General features: G+C 67.4%; 10 protein-coding genes and 1 pseudogene. 8 read left to right on the top strand and 3 right to left on the bottom strand.

Features of this window, described 5'->3' with window-relative positions; translation table 11 throughout:
- Positions 1 to 319: 319 nt before the first annotated feature.
- The 4 genes and pseudogenes from acnA to ACWCRD_RS27030 all read left to right on the top strand — a co-directional run bounded on the left by acnA (position 320) and on the right by ACWCRD_RS27030 (position 5,383).
- Positions 320 to 3,037 carry an aconitate hydratase AcnA gene (acnA, locus tag ACWCRD_RS27045; protein WP_450968365.1) on the top strand — a complete coding sequence of 906 codons (2,718 nt, stop codon included), beginning with the start codon at positions 320 to 322 and terminating at the stop codon, positions 3,035 to 3,037.
- A gap of 163 nt (positions 3,038 to 3,200) precedes the next feature.
- Positions 3,201 to 3,359 (top strand): annotated as a pseudogene (locus ACWCRD_RS27040) (DNA-binding response regulator); the annotation flags it as partial.
- A 29-nt stretch (positions 3,360 to 3,388) separates the two neighbouring features.
- Positions 3,389 to 4,945, top strand: a complete 1,557-nt coding sequence (locus tag ACWCRD_RS27035; RefSeq protein WP_450968364.1) for a HAMP domain-containing sensor histidine kinase — start codon at positions 3,389 to 3,391, stop codon at positions 4,943 to 4,945.
- 192 nt (positions 4,946 to 5,137) lie between these two features.
- Complete coding sequence (locus tag ACWCRD_RS27030; RefSeq protein ID WP_450968363.1) at positions 5,138 to 5,383, top strand: DUF397 domain-containing protein; 246 nt, start codon at positions 5,138 to 5,140, stop codon at positions 5,381 to 5,383.
- A gap of 268 nt (positions 5,384 to 5,651) precedes the next feature.
- On the opposite strand, the gene ACWCRD_RS27025 is transcribed toward ACWCRD_RS27030, so the two are convergent.
- Positions 5,652 to 6,089 (bottom strand): hypothetical protein, encoded by a 438-nt coding sequence (locus ACWCRD_RS27025; RefSeq protein WP_450968362.1) that lies wholly within the window; start codon positions 6,087 to 6,089, stop codon positions 5,652 to 5,654.
- Between the two features lie 45 nt (positions 6,090 to 6,134).
- Positions 6,135 to 6,998 (bottom strand): helix-turn-helix domain-containing protein, encoded by an 864-nt coding sequence (locus ACWCRD_RS27020; RefSeq protein WP_450968361.1) that lies wholly within the window; start codon positions 6,996 to 6,998, stop codon positions 6,135 to 6,137.
- A gap of 580 nt (positions 6,999 to 7,578) precedes the next feature.
- Between ACWCRD_RS27020 and ACWCRD_RS27015 the strand changes: the two genes are divergently transcribed.
- Positions 7,579 to 8,652, top strand: a complete 1,074-nt coding sequence (locus ACWCRD_RS27015; RefSeq protein WP_450968360.1) for a lytic polysaccharide monooxygenase auxiliary activity family 9 protein — start codon at positions 7,579 to 7,581, stop codon at positions 8,650 to 8,652.
- 207 nt (positions 8,653 to 8,859) lie between these two features.
- Here the strand turns inward: ACWCRD_RS27015 and ACWCRD_RS27010 are convergent, their stop codons facing one another.
- A complete protein-coding gene (locus ACWCRD_RS27010) occupies positions 8,860 to 12,663 on the bottom strand; it encodes a GH92 family glycosyl hydrolase (protein ID WP_450968359.1) in 3,804 nt (1,267 codons plus the stop codon).
- A gap of 368 nt (positions 12,664 to 13,031) precedes the next feature.
- On the opposite strand from ACWCRD_RS27010, the gene ngcE reads away from it, so the two are divergent.
- From ngcE to ACWCRD_RS26995, 3 genes are read left to right on the top strand one after another with little or no spacing between them, the layout of a single operon-like run.
- Entirely contained in the window at positions 13,032 to 14,486 is a 1,455-nt protein-coding gene (ngcE, locus tag ACWCRD_RS27005; RefSeq protein WP_450968358.1) for an N-acetylglucosamine/diacetylchitobiose ABC transporter substrate-binding protein, read from the top strand.
- Positions 14,487 to 14,544: 58 nt separating this feature from the next.
- Positions 14,545 to 15,471: a carbohydrate ABC transporter permease gene (locus ACWCRD_RS27000; protein WP_344401837.1), complete on the top strand. Its 927-nt coding sequence runs from the start codon at positions 14,545 to 14,547 to the stop codon at positions 15,469 to 15,471.
- Positions 15,472 to 15,477: 6 nt separating this feature from the next.
- The gene (locus ACWCRD_RS26995) at positions 15,478 to 16,401 is read left to right on the top strand and encodes a carbohydrate ABC transporter permease (protein ID WP_450968357.1); all 924 of its coding nucleotides are present in this window, start codon (positions 15,478 to 15,480) and stop codon (positions 16,399 to 16,401) included.
- The last annotated feature ends 63 nt before the right edge of the window (positions 16,402 to 16,464 follow it).

Below are 16,464 nucleotides of genomic sequence, written 5' to 3'. Positions count from 1 at the left end.
CGCGGGAGGCGAGTACCCAGACCCTGCGCCCTGATGGCCGCCCGCGCCAAATGCCCCTTTTCGCCGGATAATCGCCTGGCGGGACCAGTCGTGCGGGCGCGGTGGACGGAGGCGTGAGGGTGCGGCTGTGACGAGGTCGGGCATGACCATCCCGGCCCCATGTACTAGAGTTATCTCGACATCGAGATATCTGCCGAGGAGCACCACAGCCGCCACCTCGGTAAGGCACGCCTAACTTAGCCTTACCTTAGCGGATCGGCCGAGATGCCGTGGCGGCAGGATCGTGGTGAGTACGCGCACATCAATGAAGGAGACTGTCGTGTCGGCGAACAGCTTCGACGCCCGCAGCACGCTGCAGGTGGGCGACGAGTCGTACGAGATCTTCCGGCTGGACAAGGTGGAGGGCTCGGCCCGACTGCCGTACAGCCTCAAGGTCCTGCTGGAGAACCTGCTCCGCACGGAGGACGGCGCGAACATCACCGCCGACCACATCCGCGCTCTCGGCGGCTGGGACTCCCAGGCGCAGCCCAGCCAGGAGATCCAGTTCACGCCCGCCCGTGTGATCATGCAGGACTTCACCGGCGTGCCCTGTGTCGTCGACCTCGCCACCATGCGTGAGGCCGTCAAGGAGCTCGGCGGCGACCCCGCGAAGGTCAACCCGCTCTCCCCGGCCGAGCTGGTCATCGACCACTCCGTCATCGCCGACAAGTTCGGCACCAACGAGGCTTTCGCGCAGAACGTCGAGCTGGAGTACGGCCGCAACCGCGAGCGCTACCAGTTCCTGCGCTGGGGCCAGACGGCCTTCGACGACTTCAAGGTCGTCCCGCCCGGCACCGGCATCGTCCACCAGGTGAACATCGAGCACCTCGCGCGTACCGTCATGGTCCGGGGCGGCCAGGCCTACCCCGACACCCTCGTCGGCACCGACTCGCACACCACCATGGTCAACGGCCTCGGTGTGCTGGGCTGGGGCGTCGGCGGCATCGAGGCCGAGGCCGCGATGCTCGGCCAGCCGGTCTCCATGCTGATCCCGCGCGTCGTCGGCTTCAAGCTGACCGGTGAGCTCAAGCCCGGCACCACCGCCACCGACCTCGTGCTGACCATCACCGAGATGCTCCGCAAGCACGGCGTCGTCGGCAAGTTCGTCGAGTTCTACGGCGAGGGTGTGGCCGCCACCTCCCTCGCCAACCGCGCCACCATCGGCAACATGTCGCCGGAGTTCGGCTCCACCGCCGCGATCTTCCCGATCGACGACGAGACGCTGAACTACCTGCGCCTGACCGGCCGCTCCGACCAGCAGGTCGCGCTCGTCGAGGCGTACGCCAAGGAGCAGGGCCTCTGGCTGGACCCGAAGGCCGAGCCGGACTTCTCCGAGAAGCTCGAGCTGGACCTGTCCACGGTCGTCCCCTCCATCGCCGGCCCGAAGCGCCCGCAGGACCGCATCGTCCTCGCGAACGCCGCCGAGCAGTTCAAGACGGACGTACGCAACTACGTGGACGTCGTGGACGAGGCGGGCCAGGAGTCCTTCCCGGCCTCCGACGCCCCGGCCGTCGCCCCGAACGGCGCCCCGTCCAACCCGGTCACCGTGACCGCCCCCGACGGCTCGACGTACGAGATCGACCACGGCGCGGTGACGGTCGCCGCCATCACGTCCTGCACCAACACCTCGAACCCGTACGTCATGGTCGCCGCCGCGCTGGTGGCCAAGAAGGCGGTCGAGAAGGGCCTGACCCGCAAGCCGTGGGTCAAGACCACCCTCGCCCCGGGCTCCAAGGTCGTCACCGACTACTTCGACAAGGCGGGCCTGACCCCGTACCTCGACAAGGTCGGCTTCAACCTCGTCGGCTACGGCTGCACCACCTGCATCGGCAACTCCGGCCCGCTGCCGGAGGAGGTCTCCAAGGCCGTCAACGACCACGACCTCGCGGTCACCTCGGTCCTCTCCGGCAACCGGAACTTCGAGGGCCGGATCAACCCCGACGTCAAGATGAACTACCTGGCCTCCCCGCCGCTGGTCGTCGCGTACGCCATCGCGGGCTCCATGAAGGTGGACATCACCAAGGACGCCCTGGGCATCGACCAGGACGGCAACCCGGTCTTCCTGAAGGACATCTGGCCCTCCGAGGCCGAGGTCAACGACGTCGTGGCCAACGCCATCGGCGAGGACATGTTCAACAAGTCCTACCAGGACGTCTTCGCGGGCGACGCCCAGTGGCAGGCGCTGCCGATCCCGACCGGCAACACCTTCGAGTGGGACGCCGAGTCGACCTACGTCCGCAAGCCCCCGTACTTCGAGGGCATGACGATGGAGACCACCCCGGTCTCCGACATCACGGGCGCGCGCGTGCTCGCCAAGCTGGGCGACTCGGTCACCACCGACCACATCTCCCCGGCCGGTGCGATCAAGGCCGACACCCCGGCCGGCAAGTACCTCACGGAGCACGGCGTCGAGCGCCGCGACTTCAACAGCTACGGCTCGCGCCGCGGCAACCACGAGGTCATGATCCGCGGTACGTTCGCCAACATCCGCCTGCGCAACCAGATCGCGCCGGGCACCGAGGGCGGCTACACCCGCGACTTCACCCAGCCCGACGCGCCCGTCTCCTTCATCTACGACGCCTCGCGCAACTACATCGAGCAGGGCATCCCGCTGGTCGTCCTGGCCGGCAAGGAGTACGGCTCCGGCTCGTCCCGCGACTGGGCCGCCAAGGGCACCGCGCTGCTCGGCGTCAAGGCCGTCATCGCTGAGTCGTACGAGCGCATCCACCGCTCGAACCTCATCGGCATGGGCGTCCTGCCGCTGCAGTTCCCGGAGGGCGCGAACGCCGAGTCCCTCGGTCTGACCGGCGAGGAGACCTTCTCCTTCGCGGGCGTCGAGGAGCTCAACAACGGCACCACGCCGCGCACGGTCAAGGTCACCACCGACACGGGCGTCGAGTTCGACGCGGTCGTCCGCATCGACACCCCCGGTGAGGCCGACTACTACCGCAACGGCGGCATCATGCAGTACGTGCTGCGCAGCCTGATCCGCAAGTAAGCGGCGCAGCAAGGCAGTCGAGGGCCGCATCCCCGGTACGCCGGGGGTGCGGCCCTCGCCGTGTCCCGGCCGGGAAATCCCAGGTCATCACCCACCCTCAGGTGGAACACAGGGTTCCCTCAGCGGACCGGGACAGTATCGAGACATGTCAGGCACCTCACGGCGCATCGCCCACTGCGCCCCGCACGCCGTGGTACTCGACGGGATGCCGCCCGAACTCGACGGCATCCAGGTCCTGCACCGGCTCCGCCACGAGAACCCGGAACTCCCCGCCCTCCCGCTCACCGCCCGCGACGCCGTGGAGCACCGCATCGACGGTCTTGACACCATCACGCCGACGGAGGACGGCAGATGACCGCCCGCCCGGTCGCCCGCTCGCTGCGCGCCCGACTGCTGCTCTTCGTCGGCGCCACCCTCGTCGTCGTGTGCGCGGCGATGACGTTCACCACCGCCGTGGTCCAACGGGCCTCCCTCATGGGCGAGTTGGACGGCCGCGTCGGCAATGCCGCCGAGCGCAGTCTGGGCGGGGCCGCTCTGCACCGGGACGACAAGGCGAACCTCTCCTTCCTCACCGAGAACGGTCACCCCGTCGGCATGATCGCCGCCCGCCTGGACGGCCACGGCAGGGTCCTCTCGGCGGCGATCGTCAGCCAGGACGCCCCGCCGCAGAACCTGACCGCTCTCCAGCGCACCGCCCTGAAGGGCATCGCACCCAACGGCTCCAAGCACACCGTCACCGTCCCCGGCCTCGGCACCTACCGGCTCGCCGGGCTCGACTCGGACGGGGTCCGCGTCCTCGCCGGACTCCCCATGGACCGCGTACAGCACATGATCGACGGACTGGTCGAGGCGGAGGCGGGCGTCGCGGCCGCCGGCCTTGCCGTCGCGGGCATCGTCTGCGCCGTGGTCATACGACGTCAGCTGCGCCCCCTCGGCCGGGTCGCCGCCACCGCGGTCGAGGTCTCCCGCTCCCCGCTCGCCCGCGGGGAGGTCACCGGCCTCACCCGCGTCCCGGCCCGGGACACCGACCCCGCCAGTGAGGTCGGCCAGGTCGGAGCCGCCCTCAACCGCATGATCGACCACGTCGAGTCCTCCCTCGCCGAACGCCGGCGCAGCGAGGAACGGATGCGCCGCTTCCTGGCCGACGCCAGCCACGAACTGCGCACCCCCCTCGCGTCCATCGCGGGCTACGCGGAACTGATGAACCGCGGCACGGACCGCATCGAGCCGGTACTGGCCTGGCGCCGCGTCTCGGCGGAGTCGGCCCGTATGACAGGCCTGGTGGAGGACCTGCTGCTGCTCGCCCGCCTGGACGAGGGCCGGCCCCTCCAGTCCGCCGAGGTCGACCTCGCGGCCGTGGTCGCCGAGGCCCTCTGGGCCGCACGGGCGGCAGGCAGCGGCCACGACTGGCAACTCGCCCTCCCCCTCACCGAGACCCCGCCCCTGGTCACCGGCGACGCGGCCCGCCTCCAGCAGGCGGTGGCCAACCTGCTGGCCAACGCCCGTGTGCACACACCCGCGGGCACCACGGTGGTCGCGGAGGTGGAAGCGATGCCACAGCGGTGCGTCGTCCGGGTGCGGGACAACGGCCCCGGCATCTCCCCGGACCTGCTCCCGAAGGTCTTCGAGCGCTTCACCCGCGCCGACACGTCCCGCTCACGCGCACCGGGGACGGCGGGCGGGTCGGGGCTCGGGCTGGCCATCGCGGCGGCGATCGTCCAAGCGCACGGCGGACGGATCGATGTGAACAGCCGCCCCGGGCACACGGAGTTCACCGTCGAGCTGCCGGCGACCGACGAGGCGGACGCGGGCATTCTGCTGGCCTCAAACCGCCAGCAAACAAGGCGACTTGAGCCAAATGAAGGACAAGGCGGTTGCCCCGGACGCAGGTTGGGAATGCGAATGTAGTGGGCTGCTCGGCGTGGGCTGTGTCGCTCGCAATGGCGTACGGCATATGGACCGGATCGGGTATGGCTGCGGAGATGCGGCTCCTCTACGCTGAGTATCAGTAGCCGTGTGTAGTCATTCGGCTGCCGCGTGTGGTTCCCGGCCTGACGTTTGGGGGTACTTGCCTGCGGTGGTGCACAACCGTCCACTAACATGGATGGGCACTGCCCGGGCGCATCGGGGGGCAGGAGGGCTGAGGTGGTGCATAAGGGGCAACCCTTGTGGCGCAGGAGCAGCATGTGTGGCAATGAGACCGAGTGCGTGGAGGTCGCCGTGGGGGAGGACCGAGTGCTCGCGCGCGACTCCAAAAGGCCCGGACCCTCACATCTGAGCTTCGCCGCCGTTGCTTGGACGGAGTTCGTCCGTGCGGTGATGCAGGGGGAGTTAGAGGGCCCGTGACGTCATTGAACAGCCATCGGCAGTAGGTAGGGGGCCTCTATGGGTGCCGGGGCATCAGCGGTGCAGCATTCGGGGAAGAGGACACGGAAACGGTCCGCGGTGGTGGGCGGGGCCGTCACTTACGCGCTCAGCGCCGGCGCGGCGGCGACTGTGGCCGCTGCCCTCGCGTCACTCCTCGTCGACAACCTGCTCGCCAAACGGATCCTGTGGGTGGTCGTGGCACTGTCCGTGGCCGTCGGCACGGGAGTGTGGCGGGCGGGGATCACCACTATGTCGTCCCCACCTGGTCCGGATCGCCTGCCGGGGGATTCTCCGACTGAGCGGCGGCCTGAGGGCGCGTCAGGATCTTCTTCCTCACCCGCCAGCCCACCAGGCCGCTGACACCTGACGAGCCCAGTAGCGTGCAGACGACGGTGGCTATCGGGTGCCAGGGAAGCTTGAGGTGAGCGGCCGCTCGGAGGGCGACCACCAACGCCACGACCAGCACGATCAAGGCGATCAGTCCCAGGCCGCCGAGGGCGAGCACCAACCTCAGCTTCATCGAGCCCCGGGCCTTCTCTATGGCTATGAGGTTCTGCGACTGCTTCTCGTCCTGGATGGCCTGCGCTTTCAGTTCCACGTCGGACAGCCCGGTCGCTTCGGTACCGGGTTCTTCGCTGCGGGCCCACGGCTGTCGCAGGCCCTGCCATATCGACCTGAAGACCACGTCGGTCCTCCCCCTGGCTCACCACCAGCCGTCGGTGCCGCAGAACTAGCGGCCAGCGAGGTCTTGCTTGATGTGATCGATCAGGTCGAGAGACTCGGTGGCGCCGAGTGCCAGATCCGTGATCGTTTGAAAGCACTCCTGGTAACGGGCCAGCAGTTCCAGGTCTTCGCCGCCGGTCATGCTGCCTGCGGCGTGCTCCAAATACAGCAGATCGTCGTCGTCGGAGAAGCCCAACAGGACGAAACTGCCGAGGGTGCTGTAATGTGCTCCGGCCTTGAAAGGCAGTACCCGGATCGTGACTTTGTCGCGTTCGCTGAAGTCGAGCAGCTGCTGGAGCTGCTCGGCAAGCACTTCCTCACCTCCGATCTGGCGCCGTAGCGCGGCCTCGTCCAGGACAAAGGTGGTCACGGGGCCGGCGGCGGAGACGTCGAACATCCTCTCCTGCCGTTCCAGCCTCAAATCCACGACCCGGCGCGCCCGTTCAGGACTCAGACCGCGAGGGGCGAGGAGCGCCTCCGCGTAACCCCGTGTCTGGAGGTGGCCGGGGACGACGATGGGGTGATAGGTGTGCAGAGACGTTGCGGCGCTCTCATATCCCAGGTACTGGGCGAACTGGGGCGTGGCGACGTCGTGATACCTGGACCACCAACTGGGCCCCTTGCTGCCCCGGGCTGCATCCTCGAGTTCCTGCCTGGTGGCGGAGTCGGTGATGTCGTACAAGGCCATGAGGGCCCGTAGATCGCTGACGGACACACTGACCGTGCCGGTCTCCACCCGAATGAGTTTCGACTGCGACCACTCCACCCGCTCGGCGGCCTCACGCTGGGTCATCCGGGCACGCTCACGCGCCTGCCGCAGGGCAAGGCGTAGCTTTCGCCGGTTGAGACTGGGGTCCACGGGGGGTGTCATCGCCGCTCCTTAGACGGTGCACGTACCCTGAACCTGAGCGGCCATGCACGGAAAGTTCCTAGCTCTTCGATCCCATCATTATGCATCGCTCAAAGAGAATAGAGCTGATAGACATTGGCATGATCGCGCCAGCGTGGTCATGGGGCGTGGACGAGCCCACGAGACCTCTGTGATCAGCGCTTCTGTCACCCTTCCCGTCGTTGAAACAACGCAGGGCCAGTCGTACTTTCTCCGAAGTCGCCGGACAGAGTTCCGAGTTGTGGAAGCAGGGAGCGCGGGCGGCGCGCGAAATTCAGAACGGCGCACGAAAAGGCGCTGGGGCGCGCGAAAGAAGTGACCTGTGTTCTTCGAGTTCCTCAGGAACCAGACCGACTCGTCGCGTGTCGTGCCGCTGCGGCCCGGGACGACCACTGCGCCAGTCGTTTACAAGTGAGCCAAGCAGCGCTACTTTCCACCAGGGTGAGGTGGGAGCGCTCCCATATGGGACGGCGGACCGGAACCCGCCGCCCCGGGTCGCTCCCGCCTCGCTCATACCCGCACACCCGCATCCACCCGGCCGTACTTGAAGGACACGAATGTCATGATCCTGACAATAACGCGCCGACCGGCGCGCCGATTAACCACCAGGGCTCTCTTGTTCGTCCTCGTCTCGCTCCTCGCCACCCTCCCCGCCTTCGCCCTCGTCATCACGGCAGGCGGCAAGGCGGAGGCGCACGGCACCCCCATGAAACCCGGCAGTCGTACCTTCCTGTGCTGGCAGGACGCCCTCACCAGCACCGGTGAGATCAAACCGGTCAATCCGGCCTGCAAGGCGGCCCAACAGGCCAGCGGCACCACGCCGTTCTACAACTGGTTCTCCGTGCTGCGCTCCGACGGCGCCGGCCGCACCCGCGGCTTCGTCCCGGACGGTCAGCTCTGCAGCGGCGGCAACCCCAACTTCACCGGGTTCAACCTCGCGCGGGGCGACTGGCCGCTCACCCATCTCACCTCGGGCGCGACCGTCGACTTCTCGTACAACGCCTGGGCGGCGCACCCGGGTTGGTTCTACGTCTACATCACCAAGGACGGCTTCGACCCGACCAAGCCACTCACCTGGGCCGACATCGAGGACAAGCCCTTCCTCAGCGTCGACCACCCGCCCCTCCACGGCACCCCGGGCACGGTCGAGGCCAACTACTCCTGGACGGGGCAGCTGCCCGCCAACAAGTCGGGCCGCCACATCATCTACATGGTCTGGCAGCGCTCGGACAGCGCGGAGACCTTCTACTCCTGCTCCGACGTCGTCTTCGACGGCGGCCACGGCGAGGTCACGGGCATCCACGACCCCGGCAACCCGACCGACCCCGTACCGGGCAAGTGCGAGGCCGTCCGCAGGACCACCAACAGCTGGAGCGGCGGCTACCAGTCCGAGGTGACCGTCACCAACACCGGCGACGTCCCGATGCTGGGCTGGATGGTCGACTGGACGCTGCCGGGAGGCCAGAAGGCCGACAGTCTCTGGAACGGCAACGCGACCTACGACGGCCAGGACGTGATGGTCCACAACGCCGACTGGAACGGTTCGCTGGATCCGGGGAAGAGCACGACCTTCGGATACGTCGTCACGGGCGACGGCGGTGACACGGCGACGAACCTGCCCTGCCGCGTCGGCTGAAGGGCCGCTCGGGGCGGACCCGGTGGCGATGGGTCGGCCACCGGGTCCGCGAGCCGGTGCAGGCCGGGGGAGTACCTGCCCGGGTGGTGCTGGCTCTGCGACACCGGATGCGACGACAACGTTGTCGCACGGTCTGCGCAAGACCCTACCGCCTCAACCGACAGCCCTGTCAAACCAGTTGAGGCGGCAGGTAACCAACGCCACTGCTCAGGCGAGCAGTTCGACCTCCGACAGCACCGCCTCGCCGTCGAGGACCAGACGGTATTTCCCGTACGTCCCCGGGGAGCCCACGGTGAACGCGCGTGTCTGCCGGTCCCAGGTGAAGGACTCGCCGGACCGCTTGTCGAGTGTCTGCCAGGTGGTGCCGTCGTCGTCCGATCCCTGGAGCGTCCAGCCGGTCGGCGCCAACGCGCGGTCGGCGGACGACGTCAGCGTGTACTGAAGGCCCTTGACCGGCCCGGAGACCGGGAGGTCGACGGAGGTCACCGTCGCGTCCGTGGCCGAGGTGTTGTCGAACAGCGGCCCCCCGCCCTTCAGCACGTCCGCGCGCGGTGTCGGCACCTTGTCGTCCTGGGTGATCGACACGGGCGCCGCGTTCTGGCCCGTGCCCCACGACGACGGCTTCGCGCTCATGTCGAACTCCAGGACCCCGCCCCTGGCGAGCAGCGAGTGGGGGAGCGAAGTCGAGTTCCACGCCTGCCCGTTGAAGCGCACACCCTGGACGTAGATGTTCCTCCGGCTGTTCCCGGGCGCCTTGACCACCAGGTCGTGGCCGTTCTCCAGATGCACGGTGGCCTTGGTGAACAGCGGGGAGCCGATGGTGTACTCGCCGCTGCCCATGACGAGCGGGTAGAAGCCGAGGGCCGAGAAGAGGTACCAGCCCGACTGCTCGCCGTTGTCCTCGTCGCCGTGGTAGCCCTGGCCGATCTCGCTGCCGGTGTAGAGCCGCGAGAGGATCTCGCGCACCTTCTCCTGCGTCTTCCACGGCTGTCCGGCCGCGTCGTACAGATAGGGGATGTGGTGGGCGGGCTGGTTGGACTGCCCGAGCATGCCCATCCGGGTGTCCCGGGCCTCGGTCATCTCGTGGATGACGCCCCCGTAGGACCCGGCGAACTGCGGGTCGGCCGTCTCCGGGGTCGAGAAGAACCGGTCCAGCTTCTGGGCCAGCGCGCCCTTGCCGCCGTACAGGTTCGCCAGTCCCCGGGTGTCCTGCGGGACCGTGAAGGCGTACCCCCAGCCGTTGCTCTCGGTGTAGTCGTACCCCCACACCCGTGGGTCGTACTTGGACGCGTCGAGTCGCCAGTCGCCCCGGTCGTTTCGGCCCTGGAAGAAGTCGGCCGACTTGTCGTAGAGGTTGACATAGTCCTGAGCGCGGTTGAGGAAGTACTCGGACTCCTCCTTGTACCGCTCGTCACCGGTCTTCTGGTAGAGAGCCTGGCCCATCCGGGCGATGCCGTAGTCGTTGTTGTAGCCGTCCATCGCCCATGAGAAGCCCTCGTTGGTGGAGGTCGTGGTGTAGCCGAGGAAGGGCGAGGTCGCCATGCCCTTGCGGCCCACGCCCGACATCGGCGGCACCACCGTCGCGTTCTTCACGGCCGCTTCGTACGCCGCCTTCGCGTCGAACTTCACGCCCTTGATGTACGCGTCCGCGAACGCCACGTCCGAGGAGGTGCCGGTCATCAGATCCGCGTATCCGGGGGAGGACCAGCGCGAGGTCCAGCCGCCGTCCTTGTACTGCTGCACGAAACCGTCCACCATCTCGCCCGCCTGACCCGGTGTCAGCAGCGAGTACGCCGGCCAGGTCGTCCGGTAGGTGTCCCAGAAGCCGTTGTTGACGTACACCTTGCCGTCCACGATCTTCGCGCCGGTGTGCGTCGGTGTGTCCTGGCTGGGCATCGGCGAGAACGGGGAGGCGTACCGGAACGTCGAACCGACCTTCTCGAAGCCGGAGTTGGGATACAGGTACAGCCGGTACATGGACGAGTACAGCGTGGTCAGCTGGTCCGGCGTCGCGCCCTCGACCTCGACCTTGCCGAGCAGGCGGTCCCAGATCCGCTGGGCGCGAATCTTCACCGCGTCGAAGGACGTGCCGTCCGGAATCTCCTGGCGGAGGTTGTCCTCGGCCTGGTCGATGCTGATGAGCGAGGTGGCGAGCCGGAGGGTGACCGTGTGGTCCTCGCCGGCGTCGAAGCGCAGATAGCCCTTGACCCCGCTCGACGAGCCGTCCGTCACCTTCCTGTCGAACACGCCGTACACGAACAGCCGGGTCGCGCCCGTCGACAGCCCGGACTTCACGTCCGAGTAGCCGGTGACGATCCCGTTGTCCTTGTCGAGCGTGAGGCCCGCCTGTTCCGTCACATTGTCGAAGATCACGCTCGCGTCGTCACCGGGGTAGGTGAACCGGAGCGCCGCCGCATGGTCGGTCGGGGCCATCTCGGCCTTCAGCCCGTTCTCGAACCGCACCCCGTAGTAGTACGGCCGCGCGGTCTCGTTCTCGTGCCGGAAGGCCAGCTCACGGGCCTGACGCCCGGTGTCCGGGGCGCTCGGCGCGACCGACGGCATCACCTGGAAGGTCTGCCGGTCGCCCATCCACGGGCTCGGCTCGTGACTGGCGCTGAACGCCTGGATCGTCGGCAGGTTGTCGTCGTTGTTCGCACGCGCATAGTCGTACAGCCAGCTCAGCGAGGACGCGTTGGTCACCGGCGTCCAGAAGTTGAAGCCGTGCGGCAGGGCGGTCGCGGGGAGGTTGTTGCCGCGTGAGAAGCCGCCGCTGGAGTTGGTGCCGCGGGTGGTGAGCGCGTAGTCGGACAGATGGGCCTTCGGCTGCTCCGGCGCGACCGGCCTGATCGCGATGTCGTCCAGCCAGCCGCGGAACCTCGCCGGGCCCCTGGGGGAGTCGTACGCCACCAGGATCCGGTCGACCGTCTTTCCGGCGGCGACCGACCCGATCTGCGAGGCCACGTTGTTCCACTGGTTGACGTAGAGGGCCTTCGAGGCGCCCTGGCCCTGCGGCGACAGCGCGAACCCGTGCTGGTCCCTCGCGCCGAGATCGCTCAGATAGGAGCCGTCCGTGAAGGCGAGATCCACCGACACGTTCGTGGCGTCGTAGTCGCGGTCCCCGTCCGCCATCGACGGGAAGATCCGGTACGACAGCCGGGTGTTCCGGCCCACGGCCACGTTCACGTCGAAGACCTTGTTGTACGAGTACGCCCGCCCGCCGGCGGTGTGCCGTCCGGCGTAACGCAGGGCTCTCTTTCCGGTGAACCCGGCGCCCGCCTTCGCGGTGGGCGATCCGCTCGGGCCGCGGTCCACCAGCGAGAGCATGTCCTGCGGGACCGGGCCGCCGCTGCCGCCCGTGGAGAACTGCACATCGGCCAGCTGCAGGATGTCCGCGCCGTTGTTCTTCGTGATGTCGAGCCGGAAGTGCTGGTACTCGGCCGGCTCGGGGAGGTCGTACGACCTGGTCTGGAAGCGCTCGGAGAAGGACTCGCCGGAGCGGGTGTCGACGGTCTTCCAGTCCTTGCCGTCCGTGGAGCCCTGCAGGGTCCAGTCCCTCGGATCGCGCTCGGCCACGTCATTGGCCGAGGTCAGCGCGTAGGTCACCAGCTTGATCGGCTTGTCCAGGTCGAACTCGACCCAGCCGGTGGGCGCGAAGGCCAGCCACTTGGTGCCGGACTCGCCGTCGACGAGGTTCTCCTTCACCTCGCCGCCGTCCGTGTTCTCGGCACTGGCGCGCACATCCGTGACATGGTCGGTCACATTGCCCGGGATGCCGGTGCTGTAGCCGCCGTCGACCCCCGAGGCCCGCTTGCTGCCGTCCACCGCCGTGTCGACGGTGTTGAGCCAGTCCGGGGCCGGATCGCCCGCCTCGAAGGAGGAGGCGAACTCCCGGTCCGCCTTGGGCGGCGCGTCGAGCAGGGCGACCGCCGCCCCCTGCGAGCCCACCGCCATGACGAAGGCGGCCATGATCACGACCGCCGGACCCCACCTGTGCCGAGCTCTGTGCCGCATACGCAGACACCCTCCCTGCCGCTCCGGACAACGTTGTCAAATGCGACGCGCAGAGACCAGTAGTGGGTCAAGTGCTCAGTGATGTCAAGGGTGTTGGCTGTGGCATTCGGGGCGTATGTCGCGGATTTTTCCGGCAAGGTGGCCACAGGCGCCTCATATTTCCTGGAGGTCTCAACTCGGATAAGACCATTGGCCAACCTTGCATTCGATCTTGCTCCGTTGGCGGGAAGTGGACTATACCTGTCGGCGATTCACCCGATCCGTTCTTTCACGATCCGCACTTCCTGCACGACCCTGCTGAACCTGACCGCGGTGCCGGGGAGGATCCGGTTCACCGCCTGAGTCCTGGAGAAGGCGAGGACTTGAGCATGGGATCCACTTCCGCCGAGAACACCGGCAACGCGGGTGTCGGCCGCCGCGATCTGATCAAGCGGTCCGCTGCGCTCGGACTGATCTCCGTACCCACGATGAGCTTCCTGTCGGCCTGCGCCAGCAGTGGCGGTGGCGGCAACGGGAGCAAGGCCAAGGCGGGCAAGAAGACCGCCAAGAACCCGCTGGGCGTGAACGACACCGCGGGCATGGAGTTCGTCCTGTTCGACGGCGGCTTCGGCAAGGAGTACGCCCAGGACGCCGTGAAGATCTACGAGAAGAACTTCCCCGAGGCGAAGGTGAAGTTCTCCGCCACCCAGAAGATCCAGTCCACGCTCCAGCCCCGCTTCAACCAGGGCACCCCGCCGGACCTCATCGACAACTCCGGCGCCGAGCAGATGGACATGGGCGTCCTGGTCGGCAAGAACCAGCTCGCCGACCTCACCCCGCTCCTCGACGCCCCCTCCTACGACGACCCGAACAAGAAGGTCCGCGACACGCTGCGCCCCGGCATCGTGGAGATGGGCCAGTTCGACGGCAACCCGGTCTGGATCATGTACTACGCCTACACGGTGTACGGCGTCTGGTACTCGCAGAAGGCGCTGGACTCGCTCGACGCGCAGTACCCGAAGACCTGGGACGAGATGCTCGCCGTGTGCGAGAAGGCCAAGAAGAAGGGCATGGCGGGCTGGACGTACGCGGGCAAGTACCCGTACTACATCCCCTTCTCGCTGTACCCGATGATCGGCAAGGTCGGCGGCCGCGAGGTCCTCGACGCCATCGACAACCTCGAGCCGAACGCCTGGAAGCACCCGGCCGTCAAGGCGTGTTTCGACGCCTACTACGAGCTCTACAAGAAGGGCTACATCCTCCAGGGCACCCCCGGCCTCGATCACATCCAGTCGCAGACCGCGTGGGCCAAGGGCAAGGCGCTGTTCATCCCGAACGGCTCCTGGGTGGAGAACGAGTCGGCGAACGTCATCCCCGCCGACTTCAACCTGGCGGTCTCCGCGCCCACCGGCATCGACAGCTCCGACAAGATGCCCTTCGGCACGATCTGGGCCTCCGGCGGCGAGCCCTTCATCGTCCCGGCCAAGGCGAAGAACCCCGAGGGCGGCATGGAGCAGCTGCGCATCATGCTCAGCGAGGCCTCCTCGAAGAACTTCACCACCAAGGTCAAGTCGCTGACCGCGTTCAACGGCGGCACCACCGGGATCTCCCTGACCCCGGGTCTGAAGTCCGGTGTCGCGGCGCTGAAGCTGGCCGGGAACAATGTGCTGAATCCACGCCTGCAGGACTGGTACGTCCAGTTGCAGAAGGAGCAGATCGGTGTGGCGGGCCTCGGTGAGATGATGGCCGGCCGTATCACCCCGGCCGAAGCCATCAAGAAGATCCAGGGCTTCGCCGACGCGGCCGCCAAGGACTCGTCGATCAAGCACTACAAGCACCAGTGAGGGTCCGTCACCACCGGCAACACAGGCAGCACCCGCCCAGAGATCGGGGTAGGTAGTAATGCAGCACGGCAAGTACCGGTTCATCGTGGGGTTTCTGGCGCTGCCCCTGGGGCTCTATGCGCTGTTCGTCGTCTGGCCGTTCATCCAGTCCATCTACTACTCGTTCACGGACTGGACCGGCCTGAGCCCCGAATTCAAGATGGTCGGCTTCGACAACTACAAAAGGATGCTCGACGACGAGATCTTCTGGAAGTCGTTGCAGCACAGCCTGCTGTTCGCGTTGGTGCTGCCGGTGGTGACGATCAGTCTGGCGTTGTTCTTCGCCTTCATGATCAATGTCGGCGGGCGGAGAAGGCGGGGCGGCCCGGTGATTTCCGGTGTCCGCGGTTCGTCCTTCTACAAAATCGTCTATTTCTTCCCGCAGGTGCTCTCGATCGCGATCGTCGCCCTGCTGTTCGCCTTCGCGTACAACCCGGACAGCGGCGCGATCAACTCCCTGCTGCGGGGAATCGGGCTCGACAGCGTCCAGCCGCTGTGGCTGGGCGACCCGAGCCTGGCCCTGTGGTGCGTGATGGCGGTGCTGGTCTGGTCCTCGGTCGGCTTCTTCGTGGTCCTCTTCTCCGCCGGTATGGCCTCCATTCCGGCGGACCTGTACGAGGCCGCGCTGCTGGACGGGGCGAGCCGCGTCAGCACGTTCTTCCGGATCACCCTGCCTTTGCTCTGGGACACCGTGCAGTCCGGCTGGGTCTACATGGGCATCCTCGCGCTGGGGGCCGAGTCGTTCGCGGTCGTACAGATCATGACGACCGGGCCCGGCGGTCCCGACTACTCGACCACCGTCATGGTCCTGTACGTGTACCAGAAGGCGTTCCGTGACGGACAGGCCGCCTACGCGACCACCATCGGCGTCGCCCTGCTCATCGTCACGCTGGCCTTCGCGGCGATCGTGATGCGGCTGGGCCGGCGCGAGCGGCTGGAGTACTGATCACACATGAAGACGACCGATACCCCTGCCCCCGTACCGGCCGAGTCCGGTGCCTCCGTCTCCAAGGTCGACGTGCCGCCCAGGGCGCCCGCCCAGGAGAAGAAGGAGGGCAACGTCCTCAACGTCTTCTCCCACGGGATGCTCGTCCTGTGGGCGTTCATGGTCGTCATGCCGCTGCTGTGGGCGGTGATGACCTCCTTCAAGGACGACAGCTCCATCTTCAGCTCGCCCTGGGCGCTGCCGGACAAGCTGCACTTCGACAACTGGGCGCGGGCCTGGACCGACGCCAACATGAGCGACTACTTCCTCAACACCATCCTGGTGGTGGGCGGTTCGCTCATCGGCACGCTGGTGCTGGGCTCGATGGCGGCGTATGTGCTCGCCCGGTTCGACTTCCCGGGCAACCGCTTCATCTACTTCCTCTTCATCGGCGGCATGAGCTTCCCGATCATGCTGGCGCTGGTCCCGTTGTTCTACGTCGTGAACAACATGGGCCTGCTGAACACCATCCACGGCCTGATCCTGGTCTACATCGCCTACTCGCTGCCGTTCACGGTCTTCTTCCTGACCGCGTTCTTCCGCACCCTGCCGACCTCGGTCGCGGAGGCGGCCTTCGTCGACGGGGCCTCGCACAGCCGGACGTTCTTCCAGATCATGCTGCCGATGGCCAAGCCCGGCCTGATCAGCGTGGGGATCTTCAACTTCCTCGGACAGTGGAACCAGTACATGCTGCCGACGGTGCTCAACACCGATCCGGACAAGCGCGTGCTCACCCAGGGCCTGGTGCAGCTGGCGGCCAGCCAGGGGTACAAGGGCGACTGGTCAGGGCTCTTCGCCGGCCTGGTGATGGCGATGCTGCCGGTGCTGGCGGCGTACATCGTCTTCCAGCGGCAGGTGGTGCAGGGGCTGACGGCGGGCGCGCTGAAGTAGCGCTCCCACGCCCGGCGTGCGCGCCGTTCCCCGGGGCTCGGGGGAACGGCGCGCACGCGTCTG

Source organism: Streptomyces sp. NPDC002092 (assembly GCF_053593775.1).
This window is presented reverse-complemented; position numbering and strand designations above follow the sequence as displayed.

Excerpts from the sequence above, each read along its gene's own strand:
- ACWCRD_RS27035 (WP_450968364.1), top strand. The coding sequence starts at position 3,389 with ATGACCGCCCGCCCGGTCGCCCGCTCGCTGCGCGCCCGACTGCTGCTC.
- ACWCRD_RS27030 (WP_450968363.1), top strand. The coding sequence starts at position 5,138 with ATGGATGGGCACTGCCCGGGCGCATCGGGGGGCAGGAGGGCTGAGGTG.
- ACWCRD_RS27020 (WP_450968361.1), bottom strand. The coding sequence starts at position 6,998 with ATGACACCCCCCGTGGACCCCAGTCTCAACCGGCGAAAGCTACGCCTT.
- ACWCRD_RS27015 (WP_450968360.1), top strand. The coding sequence starts at position 7,579 with ATGATCCTGACAATAACGCGCCGACCGGCGCGCCGATTAACCACCAGG.
- ACWCRD_RS27010 (WP_450968359.1), bottom strand. The coding sequence starts at position 12,663 with ATGCGGCACAGAGCTCGGCACAGGTGGGGTCCGGCGGTCGTGATCATG.
- ngcE (WP_450968358.1), top strand. The coding sequence starts at position 13,032 with ATGGGATCCACTTCCGCCGAGAACACCGGCAACGCGGGTGTCGGCCGC.
- ACWCRD_RS27000 (WP_344401837.1), top strand. The coding sequence starts at position 14,545 with ATGCAGCACGGCAAGTACCGGTTCATCGTGGGGTTTCTGGCGCTGCCC.
- ACWCRD_RS26995 (WP_450968357.1), top strand. The coding sequence starts at position 15,478 with ATGAAGACGACCGATACCCCTGCCCCCGTACCGGCCGAGTCCGGTGCC.